Annotated in this window: 15 protein-coding genes; all 15 read left to right on the forward strand. The window is 54.5% G+C overall.

What is annotated here, in order from left to right; genetic code table 11:
• Positions 1-77 precede the first annotated feature (77 nt).
• The 15 genes from LBW89_RS11095 (at position 78) to LBW89_RS11165 (ending at position 15,512) form a co-directional block, all read left to right on the forward strand.
• Positions 78-599 carry a PRC-barrel domain-containing protein gene (locus LBW89_RS11095; RefSeq protein ID WP_148451286.1) on the forward strand — a complete coding sequence of 174 codons (522 nt, stop codon included), beginning with the start codon at positions 78-80 and terminating at the stop codon, positions 597-599.
• 14 nt (positions 600-613) lie between these two features.
• Positions 614-820: a hypothetical protein gene (locus LBW89_RS11100; protein ID WP_148452582.1), complete on the forward strand. Its 207-nt coding sequence runs from the start codon at positions 614-616 to the stop codon at positions 818-820.
• Between the two features lie 243 nt (positions 821-1,063).
• Positions 1,064-2,500 (forward strand): PTS mannitol transporter subunit IICB, encoded by a 1,437-nt coding sequence (locus tag LBW89_RS11105; protein ID WP_148452584.1) that lies wholly within the window; start codon positions 1,064-1,066, stop codon positions 2,498-2,500.
• A gap of 89 nt (positions 2,501-2,589) precedes the next feature.
• Positions 2,590-4,677: a BglG family transcription antiterminator gene (locus LBW89_RS11110; RefSeq protein ID WP_318249354.1), complete on the forward strand. Its 2,088-nt coding sequence runs from the start codon at positions 2,590-2,592 to the stop codon at positions 4,675-4,677.
• 27 nt (positions 4,678-4,704) lie between these two features.
• Positions 4,705-5,139, forward strand: coding sequence for a PTS sugar transporter subunit IIA (locus LBW89_RS11115; protein WP_225039186.1), 435 nt, complete (start codon positions 4,705-4,707; stop codon positions 5,137-5,139).
• Positions 5,139-6,296, forward strand: coding sequence for a mannitol-1-phosphate 5-dehydrogenase (locus LBW89_RS11120; RefSeq protein ID WP_225039203.1), 1,158 nt, complete (start codon positions 5,139-5,141; stop codon positions 6,294-6,296). Before LBW89_RS11115 ends, LBW89_RS11120 begins: the two co-directional genes overlap by 1 nt.
• A gap of 156 nt (positions 6,297-6,452) precedes the next feature.
• A complete protein-coding gene (locus tag LBW89_RS11125; RefSeq protein ID WP_148451289.1) occupies positions 6,453-7,520 on the forward strand; it encodes an AI-2E family transporter in 1,068 nt (355 codons plus the stop codon).
• Positions 7,521-7,951: 431 nt separating this feature from the next.
• Positions 7,952-10,576 carry an alanine--tRNA ligase gene (gene alaS, locus LBW89_RS11130; protein ID WP_225039187.1) on the forward strand — a complete coding sequence of 875 codons (2,625 nt, stop codon included), beginning with the start codon at positions 7,952-7,954 and terminating at the stop codon, positions 10,574-10,576.
• 133 nt (positions 10,577-10,709) lie between these two features.
• Positions 10,710-10,970, forward strand: coding sequence for an IreB family regulatory phosphoprotein (locus tag LBW89_RS11135; RefSeq protein WP_148451291.1), 261 nt, complete (start codon positions 10,710-10,712; stop codon positions 10,968-10,970).
• Positions 10,971-10,978: 8 nt separating this feature from the next.
• Positions 10,979-11,395 (forward strand): Holliday junction resolvase RuvX, encoded by a 417-nt coding sequence (gene ruvX, locus LBW89_RS11140; protein ID WP_148451292.1) that lies wholly within the window; start codon positions 10,979-10,981, stop codon positions 11,393-11,395.
• 12 nt (positions 11,396-11,407) lie between these two features.
• Entirely contained in the window at positions 11,408-11,725 is a 318-nt protein-coding gene (locus LBW89_RS11145) for a DUF1292 domain-containing protein (RefSeq protein WP_148451293.1), read from the forward strand.
• Positions 11,712-12,020 (forward strand): DUF1292 domain-containing protein, encoded by a 309-nt coding sequence (locus tag LBW89_RS11150; RefSeq protein WP_263639130.1) that lies wholly within the window; start codon positions 11,712-11,714, stop codon positions 12,018-12,020. The genes LBW89_RS11145 and LBW89_RS11150 overlap by 14 nt, the downstream gene beginning before the upstream one ends.
• 132 nt (positions 12,021-12,152) lie before the next feature.
• The gene (gene mltG / locus LBW89_RS11155) at positions 12,153-13,181 is read left to right on the forward strand and encodes an endolytic transglycosylase MltG (protein WP_225039204.1); all 1,029 of its coding nucleotides are present in this window, start codon (positions 12,153-12,155) and stop codon (positions 13,179-13,181) included.
• A 15-nt stretch (positions 13,182-13,196) separates the two neighbouring features.
• Positions 13,197-14,129: a peptidase U32 family protein gene (locus tag LBW89_RS11160; protein WP_225039188.1), complete on the forward strand. Its 933-nt coding sequence runs from the start codon at positions 13,197-13,199 to the stop codon at positions 14,127-14,129.
• 48 nt (positions 14,130-14,177) lie between these two features.
• Complete coding sequence (locus tag LBW89_RS11165) at positions 14,178-15,512, forward strand: peptidase U32 family protein (RefSeq protein WP_225039189.1); 1,335 nt, start codon at positions 14,178-14,180, stop codon at positions 15,510-15,512.
• Positions 15,513-15,692 lie beyond the last annotated feature (180 nt).

The raw sequence follows: 15,692 nt of genomic DNA on the forward strand, positions 1-15,692 counted from the left end.
TGTAGTTTTTTCGGAGGGAGGTCAGTTTCGGAGAGTTCTTGCAGCAAGAGATTGCCACAGTAGGAGGAGCCGTGCTCATGAAACTTCAAGAGATGGTAGGCTTGGCCGTATTCGATGTGGAAGACGGCAAACAGATCGGGAAAGTTCTCGATTTCCTGCTGGATGATGACTGGAGAATCACCGGCATTCAGCTGGAGGGGAAAGCGATGTTCACCTCCACGGTGAAGGTGGTGCTCTGGGAAGATATTGTAGCGTACGGTGAAGATGCCGTGATGATACGCAATCAACAGGCGATCCGCAAATGGGATGCCGAGAATATACAGCTTACCTTTTCCACGGGTAACGGCAAATTGAAAGAACTTCCGCTCCTCACCGAGGACGGGATTTTGATAGGTCATGTGACAGATGTTTATTTTGACCAAGAAATGGGAAATACAATTACAGGAATAGAAGTCAGCGACGGGTTTATCTCGGATCTGATGGAAGGGCGAAAAGTGCTGCCTTTTACCCCCGGCATGACCAAGGGCGAAAACGCGATCATGGTCCCTCCAAACAGTGAGCAGCGGTTGGAGAAGGCGATGAATTCTGTTAATGGATAGGTGATGTGTAGATGATGAAGTGTCCAAACTGCAGTTCCAAGGATATCGGCAAGATCGGCTCCCATCAGTTTTATTGCTGGGGGTGCTTTATCGAATTAACGGTAAATGGCGAGAAAATGTCGGTTTACCAAGTGGAAGAAGACGGAACCCTCAGTTCTTTGGATGATTTGTTTTTTGGAGAAGAGGTTTCTCAAGATCTTCCCCAAATCCATCTGTCCTAGCAGCACGTAGATAACTTAAAATCATCATAGTAGAAAGCTCTCTCCTCCCAGAGGAGAGGGCTTTTTTGCGTTTTCCGGAAACCCGGCGGATTGAGATTTTAAATGTTGTCAACATTAATCATGACGGAATCGGGTTTTGATTTGATTGAGTGTGAAAGCGTTGTGAATTAGGATGAAATTAAGCAAGCGGTGCACAAACACCGCTGCTATGAAGACAGTTCAACAAAAGGAGGCATCCTCGTGATGGGTATAGAAACGAATCAAAAAACCGGAGGGGCAAGGGTTAAAGTGCAGCAGGTCGGGCGGCTGCTCAGCGGAATGGTTATGCCTAACATCGGCGCGTTCATCGCCTGGGGCCTGATTACCGCATTGTTCATTCCAACGGGCTGGATTCCGAATGAGAAGCTGGCCGCGCTCGTGGGGCCGATGATTAATTTTCTTCTGCCTCTGCTGATCGGGTATACCGGAGGACAAATGATCCACGGAAAAAGAGGCGCCGTCATCGGGGCGATTATGACGCTCGGCGTCGTGGTGGGTTCGGACATTCCGATGTTCCTCGGCGCGATGATTGTCGGTCCGCTGGCCGCGTGGATATTGAAACAATTCGACAAATTGGTGGAAGGCAAAATTAAATCCGGCTTTGAAATGCTGGTCAACAACTTCTCGCTGGGAATTATCGGCGCCATCCTCGCCATCGGTGCTTATACGGGGATCGGTCCGGTTATTCAGGCGATCAGCAAGACGTTATCGGCGGGGGTTGACGTTCTGATCAATCTGCATCTGCTGCCGCTGGTCAACATTATTATCGAGCCGGCTAAAGTTTTATTCCTGAACAATGCCATAAACCATGGCATTCTAAGCCCGATCGCTGCGGAGGAATCCGCAAGGTTGGGGAAATCGCTGATCTTTATGCTGGAATCGAACCCGGGGCCGGGCCTTGGCATTTTGCTTGCTTACTGGCTTGTGGGCCGCGGTTCGGCCAAACAATCCGCTCCGGGCGCGGTCGTCATTCATTTCCTGGGCGGGATTCATGAAATTTATTTCCCGTACATTTTGATGAAACCTATCTTGATTTTGGCTGCGATCGGCGGCGGGGTAACCGGAACGTTTACGTTCCAACTGCTTAACGCGGGACTTGTGGGCTCCCCATCCCCGGGAAGTATCTTCGCCTATATCGCCATGGCGCCGAAAGGCGGTCTGGTGCCGGTTCTTGCCGGCGTGGTCACCGCGACCGTCGTTTCCTTCCTGCTCGCCGCTTTACTGCTGAAGACAGGCAAACAGAATGAGGAAGAATTGGATCTTGAGCAGGCGACGGAAAAAATGCGGGAAATGAAAGCGGCAGGCAATGTCCCCGCGGCCGCTCAAGCCGCGTTGGAGCAGGAGGCCGCCAACCGCAAAGACAACGTGAACAAAATTGTGTTCTCTTGCGATGCCGGTATGGGCTCGAGCGCGATGGGCGCTTCCATCCTGCGCAAAAAGATGCAGCAAGCCGGTATTCAAGTGACCGTTGTGAACTCGGCGGTCAGCGAAATCCCGGCGGATGCGGACATCGTCATCACGCAGAAACAGCTGACGGAGCGTGCGAAGGCGAACAAGCCGGACGCCGAGCATATTTCGATCGACAACTTCCTGAAGAGTCCGAAATATGACGAACTGGTGGAGCGCCTGAAAGGGGAGTAAACCGGCAACAACTTATGTTTGGACCATGACGCTGGAGATGACATTCTCCGGCGTTTTATCTCAAATTCACATTCAAGCGAGGGATGAATATGGGGAAATTTACCGCCAGGCAGCGCCAGATTCTCATGTTCCTCCTTGGCAGGAAGAACGGGGTCACCGCGGCGGAGATCGCCGCCGAAACCTCGGTTAGCGTCCGGACGGTACACCGGGAACTGGACGATATGGACCGGAGTCTGGCGGGGTTTGGCATTCTGCTTCTCCGCAAATCCGGCACCGGGATCGCTCTTCGCGCTCTGGACGGCGGCCCGCCCGAAGAAGAGCAATTGGCGAAAGTCCGTGAGGAGCTGCTGTCGGGAAAACCGGCGGACTATTCGGGCGATGAACGGAAAATCATGCTGCTGTGCGATTTGCTCGAAACGGAGGAGCCGATCAAGATGTTCGCTTTGGCCCACAGCTTAAAGGTGACCGTGGCGACGGTGAGCCATGACCTGGATGAGCTCGAGAGCGAATTGAACAAACTGGGCTTGCAACTCGTACGGCGGCGGGGATACGGGGTTGAGATTCAGGGGGCCGAGATCCAAAAGCGGGCCGCCATCGTTCATGCGGCCTCCAATGAACTAACCTACTCGGACCTGGTGGGAGCCCCGGCCATCCATGAGAACGCGGGGGCCCGACGCCTGTTGGAACTGATCGGCAAATCCGATCTGCTTACGGTGGCGGAATGCTTTTGGGACATGAATTGGCCATGGACCGAAGAGCTGAGCGAAGGGGCTTATACCGGGCTGCTGACCGCCTTGTCCGTAACGGTGAATCGGCTTCGCCGCGGGAAGACGGTCACGGTAGCGGAATTTCAATCCGGGGCCCGGGAAGAACTGGAGCAGAGCTTACTGAATCAAGCCGGGGATTTGGCAAGGCATCTCGAGAAAACCTTCGCCATCTCGGTAACCGGAGAAGAAACGGCATATATCGCCAGCCTGTTCCAGCGGGCCAGGGAAGATTCTCCCGAACTCGCTCATCTCGATCTCGAGGTCGTCGACATCATCGAGAGGCTGATCGATTTAATCGTGGAGCGGACCGGGATTCCTTATCAAGAGGACCGTTCACTTAGGAGCGGGCTGCTGGAGCATATCCGGCCCGCGTTGAAAAGAATCCGGGAAGGGGGGCGCATACGAAATCCTCTGCTTTCCGCCATCCGGAAGGATTATGAGGAACTGTTCGCCACCGTTCGGGAAGCTGTCGACGAACTTGCGGGGGATCTGCAGGTACCCGACGAGGAGATCGGTTTTCTGGTTATGCATTTCGGAGCCTCGGCGGAACGGCTTCACCAGCCGGGCCGGAACCTGCGGGCGATCCTGGTATGCTCCAGCGGGCTAAGCTCTTCGAGGCTGCTCGCTACCCGTTTGGCCAAGGAAATGCCGCAAATTCAGGTGCTGGGGAACGCCTCCTGGTATGATGCGGCCCGGCTGCAGGAGGAAAACTACGATCTGCTGATTTCCACGATCGACCTGCCGCTTCCCGGCGACCGGTACGTTCGGCTTAGCCCTCTGTTGACGCGGGAAGACCGCGAACGCCTACTTTCCCACATCCAGCAATGGACCCTTCAAAAGAGAAGGCCTCCGGAAACCGGCGAGCTGCTTCAAAAGGAAGGCGCGATGGCCCGGCTCGGGACGCTCAACGCCACGCTTAGCGAAATTCACTCGCTGCTTCAGGGCTTCGGTCTATATGAACTGAACAATGAAGGAGCCGGGCTCGGGGAAATCGTTACGGAGGCGCTGGAGCTGGTGAACGGTGCGGAATCCGCATCCGGGGGAAAGCTGATCGCCGATATCCCCGCGGTCGCCGAGCGGCTGCTCGAACGCGAACGTTTGGCCACCCAGATGATCCCCGGGACCGCTCTCGCTTTGTTTCATACAAGAAGCCCGTATATCCGGGCGCGCGCGCTTTCGCTGTTCCGGTTGAAGTCGCCGTTGGCCCTGGATTCGGAGGGAGAGGCCAAAGTCATTTTGCTGATGCTGGCCCCGCAGGAGCTTTCCAAGGAAAGCCTGGAGGTGCTCAGTGAAATCAGCGCTCTGCTGCTGAACTCGCAGCTTGTGTCCCTGCTTGAATCGGGGACGGATGCGGAGATCCGCAATTATTTGGCCGCGGAACTGCTTAGCTTTTTTGAGAACAATGGATGATTTCATAACGAAAAAGGAGAGAGAACAATGAGCATACTGTCGACAGATAAAATTGTACTCCACGCTGCCGCTAAAGATAAATACGAGGCGATTCGACTGGCCGGCGAACTGCTGGTGCAAGCGGGACACGTCACGGCGGATTATGTGGAAAAAATGATAGAACGGGAAAATATTGTCTCCACCTATATGGGGGCCGGTTTGGCCATTCCCCACGGGACGAAAGAGGCAAAATCGATGGTATTATCGACCGGCCTGTCTATCATCCGCTTTCCGGAAGGCGTCGATTTCGGCGGCGACGAGCCGGCGTTCGTCGTCATCGGGATCGCCGGAGCCGGAGGGGAGCACATGGAGATTTTGACCCAGGTCGCGATGATCTTCTCCGACGATGACAGCATCGACCGCGTGATGAACGCCGCCACCAAGGAAGAAATTATGGAATTGTTCGGAGGCGAATTGGCATGATGAAAGCCGTCCATTTTGGCGCTGGAAACATCGGAAGAGGCTTCATCGGGCTGCTTTTGTCGCAGGCGGGATATGAGGTGGTATTTGCGGACGTCAACGAACAGGTCGTCGCCGCGTTAAAAGAGCGCGGGGAGTATTCCGTCGTCCTGGCCGGAGAGCGGCGGGAAACGACCGTGGTTCGGGGAGTGACGGCGTTGAACAGCAACGCGGACAATGAAGCGCTGGTCCGGGCGGTGGCGGAAGCCGATCTGGTGACCACGGCCGTCGGGGTTTCCGTGCTGAAGCATATCGCCGGCACGGTTGCCGAAGGTATAGCCTTGCGGCTGCAGCATTCCGACGCCAAGCCGCTGCATGTCATCGCCTGCGAGAACGCGATCGGCGCCAGCTCGCAGTTGAAGGAGCTGGTCTATAGCCGGCTCGACGAGGAAAACCGGATGCGTGCGGACCGGAGCGTCGCGTTTCCGGATGCGGCGGTGGACCGGATTGTGCCTCAGCAGAGCCACAAAGATATTTTGAAGGTTGTCGTAGAGCCCTTCTTCGAGTGGGTCGTCGAGGCCTCGGCCATGCTGCCGGGCTATCGCCCCATCGGCGGAGTCAAGTATGTGGACCGGCTTCTGCCGTATATCGAACGCAAATTGTTCACGGTCAATACGGGCCATTGCTCGGCCGCCTATATGGGCTACCTTCAGGAGTACGACACGATTCAGGCGGCGATGAACGATGGGGAAGTCGCCGGCCATGTGGCCTCGGTTCTGAAGGAGACGGGAGCGGTGCTCGTAAAGGAGCATGGCTTTGACGCGGAAGAGCACAAGGCTTACATCGCCAAAATCCTGGAGCGTTTCCGCAACCCCGCCCTGACGGACGAAGTTTCGCGGGTGGGGCGTTCGCCGATCCGCAAGCTGTCGCCGGGCGACCGGTTGGCGCGGCCGGCGATGAAGGCCTTCGAGCAAGGCCTGGAATACCGCTATTTGGCGCGGACCATGGCGGCGGCCTTGCTGTTCCGGGCGGGCGACGATCCGGAGGCGGCGGAATTGCAGACCGCGCTTCAAACCTCGGGTCCGTCGGAAACGATCGCCAAGTATACCGGAATTGCCCCGGATCATCCGGTTCATCGTGAAATTATGGAGCAGTTTGAACTGCTGCAAAATTGGGCGTAATTTCCGTCCCGACTCATTGGAATGCGAGTCGCCGCCTCTCCCGGTTTTGGGATTTGTCCAAAAACGCGGACGGGCGGCGATTATTTTTACCATCCCCCGCATATACTTTCATCATAGCTGGTCCGACTCCGAATGGCGGGAGGGGGTTACTGTGAAGTGGAGCCGTTCACCAAAAGCAAAGTGTTCCGTTATGCCGTCTGGGTGCTGTTGGGGCTGGTCATCCTTTATTTTGTATGGCTGCTCCGTCCTATGTTTACCGTGGTTTATGGATTTCTGAAAGCCATACTCTCCCCGTTTATCATCGCCATGATCATCTCCTATGTCCTGAATCCCGTCGTCAGACTGCTGGGCGGACGGAAGGTGCCGAGAACGGTCGCGGTGTTGTTGATCTACGCGGTATTTTTGACCAGTCTGTCCGTGATCTTAATGAACGTCATCCCGATGTTTGTCGAGCAATTGGAGGAACTGGGGGAACATTTGCCCGAGCTGACGCTGCATACCCAGCAGTTGATGAACCGTTGGGATAACACGCTTGTGCCGGGGAGTATCCGGATGGGGATGAACAACTGGTTTTTTCAATTCGAACAGCGGCTGGCGACGGCGATCTCGAGTTTTCTGAACAATATCGGAACTACGATCAGCGTCGTGTTTAACGCGTTCATCGTACCGTTTCTTATTTTTTACATGCTGAAGGATTTTGAAAATTTTGAACGGATCATCCTGAAGTATTTGCCGAGATCGCGGAGGAAATCCATCGTGTCCCTGTTAAAAGAAATCGATGAAGCGCTCGGGAATTACGTCCGTGGACAACTGTTGGTTTGCGTGATCATCGGCGTGCTTGCTTACATCGGATACGTCATCATCGGCATGCCCTTTGCGCTCCTGCTCGCCGGGGTGGTCGCCGTCTGCAATATTATCCCTTACCTCGGCCCGTTCCTTGGAGCCGCCCCCGCCCTGGTGATGGCTACGACCATCTCCTGGAAAATGGTGCTCATGGTGCTGCTGGTAAACATGATTTGCCAAATGATCGAAAGCAACGTCATTTCGCCTCAGGTCGTGGGACGAAGCCTGCATTTGCATCCGATGCTGATCATTTTCGCCCTGCTGGTCGGGGGGGAAATCGGCGGCATTCCGGGGTTGGTGCTGGCGGTTCCTTTCTTTGCGGTGGGCAAGGTGGTCATTCAGCATTTCTACGCATATTACGTTAGAAGAAAGACCGTATAAGCTTAGGAATATCCTTGATTGACAGCCTGTTTAACGCCTTATATACTATTACTGATTGTTGGAATCGAAAAAAACGTTGACGAAATAAAGTATGTCCGTGCCCGATTTTCCCAGAGAAGGTGTTCCTTCGTTTCTCGGCGGCCAGCAGGCCGGTTTGAAGCGATTGGCTGAAAGAACCCGATAATCCCCGGACAGAAACGCTGATTTCCGAGTGCGAGGCCTAAAGCTCGCCGGGGGGTTCCCGTTACCGGACCGACAAAGGCGATCGCCTCTTTGCTGAAATGATCTTCGGATCAGAACGAAGGGAAGGGCGATAACCAGGGTGGTACCGCGAGACAATCGTCCCTGATCTTCAGGGGCGTTTTTCTATTTTTCGGGAGCTTTAAAGGCATGCAAGGTAAACATAAAATCAAAACGAGGAGGAAATATAAATGAAAGCAAGTGAAATTCGCTCCAAGTGGTTGGAGTTTTTCGCCAGCAAGGGGCATAAAATCGAGCCGAGCGCTTCGCTCGTGCCGCATAACGATCCGTCCCTGCTCTGGATCAACGCCGGAATGGCGCCTTTAAAGGCCTATTTTGACGGTCGGGTGAAGCCGGAGAATCCGCGGATCGCCAACTCGCAAAAATGCATCCGCACCAACGACATCGAGAATGTCGGAAAGACGCGGCGCCACCATACGTTTTTCGAGATGCTCGGCAACTTCTCCATCGGCGATTATTTCAAGGAGGAGACCATTACCTGGGCCTGGGAATTTCTGACCGGCAAGGAGTGGATCGGTTTTGATCCGGAACGGCTGTCCGTGACAGTGTACCCGGAAGACGAGGAAGCGTACAAGCTGTGGAATGAAAAGATCGGCATTCCCGCCGAGCGCATCATTAAGCTGGAGGATAACTTCTGGGATATCGGCGAAGGCCCATGCGGTCCGTGTACTGAAATTTTCTATGACCGCGGCGAGGCGTACGGCGATCTGTCCGATCCGGAGTGCTATCCGGGCGGAGAAAACGAACGGTTCCTCGAAGTATGGAATCTGGTATTCTCGCAGTTCAACCATAACAAGGACGGCAGCTACACGCCGCTTCCGAACAAAAACATCGATACGGGCGCGGGCCTGGAACGTTTTGCTTCGATCCTGCAAAACGTGAATTCCAACTTTGACACCGATCTGTTCCAGCCGATTATCGCCAAGACGGCCGCCCTGGCTAAGGCAACCTATGGCACGAACGAAGAAACGGACGTCGCTTTAAAAGTGATTGCCGACCATATCCGTACGGTCACTTTTGCCGTCTCCGACGGAGTCCTTCCTTCCAACGAGGGGCGCGGCTACGTTATCCGCCGTTTGCTGCGGCGCGCTGTGCGTTACGGCAAATTGATCGGCTTGGATAAGCCGTTCATGTTCCAGCTCGTGGAGACCGTGGGCGAGATTATGGGTTCGTACTACGGCGATATCGTGACGAAACGCGAATTTATCGAAAAGGTCATCCACTCCGAGGAAGAGCGGTTCCATGAAACGCTGACGGACGGACTGGCTATCCTGGCCGAAATGAGCTCGGAAGCCAAAGCGGCCGGACGGACCCAGATCAGTGGACCGGACGCTTTCAAATTGTACGACACCTATGGGTTCCCGCTGGATTTGACGGAAGATTTTGCGGCGGAGCACGGGCTCACCGTGGATCGGGAAGGCTTTGAGGCGGCGATGGAAGAGCAGCGCGAGCGCGCCCGTTCCGCTCGGAACGACAGCGGCAGCATGAAGGTGCAGGGCGGAGTCCTTTCCGATTTTACGACTAAAACGGATTTCGTTGGATATAATGAGCTTGAAGTTACAACCGAAATCGTCGCTCTGATCTCGGAGGATCAATTTGTCGAGGTGCTGCGCGCCGGCGAATCGGGACAGGTGATTCTGGCCCGCACGCCATTTTACGCGGAAAGCGGCGGTCAGGTGAGCGACCGGGGGACGATCTCCGGCGAATCGGGAACCGCGGCGGTGCAGGGGCTGTTCAAGGCGCCTCATGGACAGCATGTCCATCAGGTGAGCGTCACCTCCGGCGAGCTTCGGAGCGGCGCGAAGGTAAAGGCGGAAGTAAACCGGGAAATGCGCCGGGATATCGTGAAAAACCATACGGCGACCCACTTGCTGCACAAGGCGCTCAAAGAAACGCTGGGCGAGCATGTCAATCAAGCCGGGTCCCTGGTCGAACCGCAGCGGCTGCGCTTTGACTTCTCGCATCTGGGCAGCATTTCGCCGGAAGAATTGGCCGAAATCGAGCGCCGCGTCAATGAGCAGATCTGGAACGCCCTCGATGTCGTCATCGAACTGAAACCGATCGATGAGGCGAAGGCGATGGGGGCTATGGCGCTGTTCGGCGAGAAATACGGCGATATCGTCCGCGTCGTTCAAGTCGGCGAATACAGCCTGGAGCTGTGCGGCGGCTGCCATGTCAACAACACGGCGGAAATCGGCCTCTTCAAGCTGGTGAGCGAGAGCGGGATCGGGTCCGGCGTGCGGCGCATCGAGGCCGTAACCGGCCGCGGAGCGTACCTCTTTATGGATGGCCAGCTTGATCTATTGAAACAAGCCGCCGGCCTGTTAAAAGCCAATCTGGGCGACGTGCCTAAGCGTATCGACGCTTTATACGCGCAGCTTAAGGAGCTCAGCCGCGAGAACGAATCGCTGCAGGGCAAGCTCAGCGCCATCGAAGCCGGCGAGCTGACGGACAACGTAGTCTCCGTCGGCGCGACGAAGCTTCTCTCCGCCAAGGTTCAAGCCGGAAGCATGGACGCGCTGCGCGGGCTGGCTGACGAGTTGAAGGCGAAGCTGCCAGATGCGGTGATCGTTCTGGGTGCGGCGATGGACGACAAAGTGAATTTCGTCGTGGTTGTTCCGCAGGAAGAAGTGAAGCGGGGGCTTCACGCCGGAAAGCTGGTCAAGGAAGTCGCCGCCGTATGCGGCGGAGGCGGAGGCGGGCGCCCCGATATGGCGCAGGCCGGCGGGAAGGACGTTTCCAAGCTGGACGAAGCCTTGAAATTGCCGGAGCAATGGATTTCCGCGCAGGCCTAAAATTGTTGCTTTTCTCAAAATCTAAAGCGGGATTATCCAAAATTTCCTTATGGGGCCCATGATATGGTATAGTAAATACAGGAAGAACATCAGCCGGACAAATGGCGCCGGTCTGAAGAAGCGAGGTGTCATCATGGACTCCATGGATAAAACCGTTAAGTTTAACGTTGCCGGCGACGAACAGGAAGCGTCGGCGAAGGAAATTCTTCTTGCGGTTTATGAGGCGCTGCAAGAGAAGGATTATAATCCGATTAACCAGATGGTCGGTTATTTATTGTCGGGAGACCCGGCCTATATTCCGCGCCACAACAACGCAAGAAGCCTGATCCGCAAGAAAGAGCGCGATGAGCTGATCGAAGAGCTGGTCAGATATTATCTTGCAGGCCATCGTTAGGAGATTGCATGAAAATTTTAGGGTTGGATTACGGGGATCGGCGGATCGGCGTCGCGGTGAGCGACGCCTTTGGCTGGACCGCCCAGGGCCTTACGGTTATTGAACGCCGGCGTGAAGGCGGCGAACTTGACCGGATCGCCGAACTGGTATCCGAGCATGAAGTCGAGGAAGTCGTTGTCGGGCTTCCGAAGAACATGAACGGCAGTGTGGGACCCCGAGGTGAAATATGCATGGCCTTTGCCGAGGAACTGAAGACACGTCTTCAGATTCCCGTTCATTTATGGGATGAGCGTTTAACTACGGTATCCGCGCAGCGCACGCTGATCGAAGCGGATGTCAGCAGGAAGAAGCGCAAAGGGGTCGTCGACAAGATGGCCGCAAGTTTGATTCTGCAAAATTATTTGGACTCGAAGAGTCAAAGGTGAGGGTGATCACACATGTCTAAAGATCGTATCGGCCATGAAGAAGAACCGGAAATTATTTATATCCCCGACGAAGAGGGCAATGAAGAAGAATTCGAAGTCATCATGAAATTCGAAGTCGACGGTTCGGACGCGAAGTATATGATGGTCGTTCCTCTGGATTCCGCCGAACAAGGAGAGGACGAGAGCGAAGAAGTATACGCATTCCGTTACGAGGAAGACGGGGATGACCTGAAGCTGTACACGATCGAAAGCGATGAAGAATGGGAAATCGTCGAGGAAACCTTCAATACGCTGATCGATGAGTTTGACGGGGAGGATGACCGTGACTGAGTTTTCCGCAGATCAGGTTGTTTGGTCCACGCGTGTTCAAGACGCCTTCGGTCCATTAGTCGAATTGGAAGACGAAGAGGGCAAAGTATCCTATTACAACGTTGAGAAGGAATTTCAAATCGCCGGCTCTACGTATGTGGTCCTTCGCCTTGAGAACGGCGGAGCCGACGACGAACCCGAAATTTTGAAACTGGTCGCTGCCCCGGACGGTTCGCTGGAACTCGTTACCATCGACGATGACGAGGAATGGGAGAACGTATCGGAGCTGTACGATGAATTGACCTTCCCGGAATAGACCGGGGAGGTCGGATTGTGTTACTATAGATCGGAACCAAGAAAGGGCGGGATAACCGCTCTTTTTGAATTGTTCTCATATTTACGGAAACGAATAGGGGTTGAGTGATTGAAGAAGGGGTTAAAATGGCTGATGTCTCTCCTTGTCCTGGCGATGGTTGCCGTCGCGGCGGGAGGAGTTTATATCTATAACGGAATGCAGCCGGTGAAACCGTCTGACAAAGCCGTCAAGCTGACGATCGCACCCGGGACCGGTACGGGCGGAATTGCGGATCTGCTGGAGGATCAGGGACTGATCAAAAATTCCTTCCTCTTTCTTTCCTATTTGAAATGGAAATCCGAAGGCAGCCGTTTTCAGGCGGGGACTTATGAGCTGACGCCGGGCATGACTTACGACGAAATCATCGCCAAGCTCAATCGGGGAGACGTAGTGGCGGAAGAGATGATCCGATTTACGATTCCGGAAGGCTTTACCGTCGAGCAAATGGCGGACAGACTGGCCGAGCAGGGGATCGCGGACAAAGAAGCTTTCCTGAGCTTGGCGAAGACGCCGGCGGGGATTCATAACGCTTTGTTAGCGGATCTTTCGGAGGGAAGTGAGCTGAATTACAAGCTTGAGGGCTATCTGTTTCCCGAAACGTACGAGCTGAAGAAAGGCAGTACGGAAGCGGATATCGTGCAGCGGATGTTTGAAGAAACGGAAAACCGCCTCGACCAAATTCCGAATTTCCGCGAGAAGCTGACCCAACGGGGAGTCGATTTAAATGAGCTGATGACGGTGGCATCGCTGGTGGAACGCGAAGTCGTCGTCGACTCCGAACGAGCCCTTGTGGCCGGCGTGATCTATAACCGGTTGGCCAAGGGGATGAAGCTGGAAATCGATGCGACGGTGCAGTATTTGCTCGGAAAACCGAAGGAAAGACTCCTGCACTCCGATTTGCGGAGCGTAGATAGCCCTTATAATACTTATTTATACGAAGGGCTGCCCCCGGGCCCGATTGCGGCTCCCAGCCTGAAATCGATCGAGGCCGCCTTGGAGCCGAAAGCATCCGAGTATTTGTTTTATGTGACCAAAAAGGACGGCAGCGGAGAGCATCTGTTTGCCAAAACGTATAAAGAGCATCTGAAGAACATCGAGAAAAGCAAGGCTACGGCCAAATAACTGGGGTGGATAATCATGAGTTACAAACCGGAACTGCTCGTTCCCGCAGGTTCATTAGCGGAGATCGGGGCCTATCTTGAGGCAGGGGCGGACGCCGTCTTAATCGGCGAGACCCGATACGGCATGCGCTTGCCCGGGGATATCCGGGCTGATGAGGTCGCTGAGGCGGTCCAGCTTGGCCATAAACACGGTGCCAAGGTTTACGTCAGCGTCAACAAACTGCTGCATAACGACCAACTGGAGGAACTGCGCGATTATGTCAAGGCGCTTGGCGAGGCCGGCGTGGACGCCATTCAGTTCGGCGATCCCGCAGTGCTTCAAGCGGTACGTGAGCTTGCCCCGCAAATCGCATTGCACTGGAACGCCGAAATGACCTCGACGAACTATTCGACCGCGAACTACTGGGGGAGCAAAGGCGCTACCCGCGCCGTACTGGCCCGCGAGCTGAACATGGACGAAATTACGGAAATGCAGCCCCACCTGCAGGTCGAGGCGGAGGTACAGGTTCACGGCATGACGAATATCTACCATTCCAAACGCCGGCTGGTCCAGAGCTATATGATGCATCAGGGACGACCGGTAGAGGGCGGCGATCTGGGGAAAGAGCGAGGGTTGTTCCTCATCGAGGCGGAACGGAAAGAAGAGAAATTTCCGATTTACGAGGATGACAACGGCACGCATATTATGAGCTCGGACGATATATGTATTTTGGAAGACCTGCATGTATTGCTGGCGGCCGGTGTGGCGAGTTTCAAAATCGAAACGCTGCTCAAAAGCCCGGCGTACAACAAAGTGGTCATTCAAGCTTACCGCAAGGCGATCGATGCGTACATCGCGGACCCTGACCAATATGAAATGGACGAGGCCTGGATCGAGAGCATCCGCCGGGTCCAAGATCCGGAGCGGGAATTGTCTTTTGGCTTTTTCTACAAAGAACAGGTTTATTGATCATTCGCATGCATCGCCATGCATAATCACGCAAAGAGGTGAACGAAGATGCAAACCGCGGAGAAACATATCCGGAAATACACGGGAAAACGTTACCGTTTGGAGAAGCCCGAGCTGCTTGCGCCGGCAGGCAATCTCGAGAAACTGAAATTCGCGATACATTATGGGGCGGATGCCGTGTATATCGGAGGACAGAAATATGGCCTTCGTTCCAATGCCGATAATTTCAGCTTTGAGGAAATGCGCGAAGGGGTCGAATTTGCCAAAAAATACGGTGCCAAAGTGTTCGTGGCAACCAATATTTATGCGCATAACGAGGATTTGGCGGGGATTGAGGAGTATCTGCGCAACCTGTATGACGCGGGGATTTCCGCCGTTATCGTCGCCGATCCGATCATCGTGGATACGGCCCGGCGGGCGGTTCCCGGCTTGGAGGTGCATCTCAGCACCCAGCAATCGACGGTGAATTGGCAGGCCGTCAAGTTCTGGAAGGAAGAAGGCCTCCCGCGCGTCGTTCTCGGCCGCGAAACGAGCCTGGAAGAGATTGAGGAGATTAAGAAGCACGTCGATATTGAAATTGAAGCTTTCATTCACGGGGCGATGTGTTCTTCTTATTCGGGACGCTGCGTTCTGTCGAATCATTTTACCGACCGGGATTCGAACCGGGGCGGCTGTTGCCAATCCTGCCGCTGGAAATACGACCTGTTCGAAGATGGACGTCCGGACGAAGCATGGATTTCCGAAGAGGAAGCGATGGGAGATCCCGTGCTGCATCAGTTCCAGCTTGGGGTAAACCAGCTGCCGCTATTCGATGAGCAGGACAACGCCTTCACGATGGGGTCGAAGGATCTATGCATGATCGAACATATCCCCGATCTGATCGACGTCGGTGTGGACAGCTTCAAGATCGAAGGGCGGATGAAATCGATCCACTACGTGGCCACGGTCGTTAACGTTTATCGCCAGGCGATCGATGCCTACATGGACGATCCGGAAAATTACGTATTGAAGCCGGAGTGGGTCGAGGAGATCAACAAGGCGGCGAATCGTCCGCTCAATACCGGGTTTTTCTATGATACTCCCGATCACGAGGACCATATTTACGAGCCGGAGGAGAAGGCCGCGCCTTACGATTTTGCCGGCCTGGTTATGGATTATGACGCGGACACCGGCATGGCCGTCATCCAGCAGCGCAATCACTTTAAGCCCGGCCAGGAAGTGGAATTCTTCGGCCCGGGCGGCACGTTCTTTAAGCAGACCGTTACCGCGATTTGGGACGAAGACGGCAATGAATTGGACGCGGCCCGGCATCCGCTGCAAAAAGTGAAAATTAAGGTGGATCAGCCGGTTTCCTATTTCGATATGATGCGTAAAAAGAAATAAATGGGTGTAAATTCTACGAAAGCCTGGGGAGTTGAAGAACTCTCCGGCTTTTTTTTGTCTTGTCCGAATTAGGCCAAAAGTCCCTTTTTTAAGATTCGCCTTCATTTTTCTCATTAAAATTTAAATTCATGGCCGGATTATGCCGATATTAAAGAGGAGATGCTTGCTTGCCGTCGAATG

This window comes from Paenibacillus sp. alder61 (assembly GCF_020179875.1).
GTDB lineage: Bacteria > Bacillota > Bacilli > Paenibacillales > Paenibacillaceae > Fontibacillus > Fontibacillus faecis.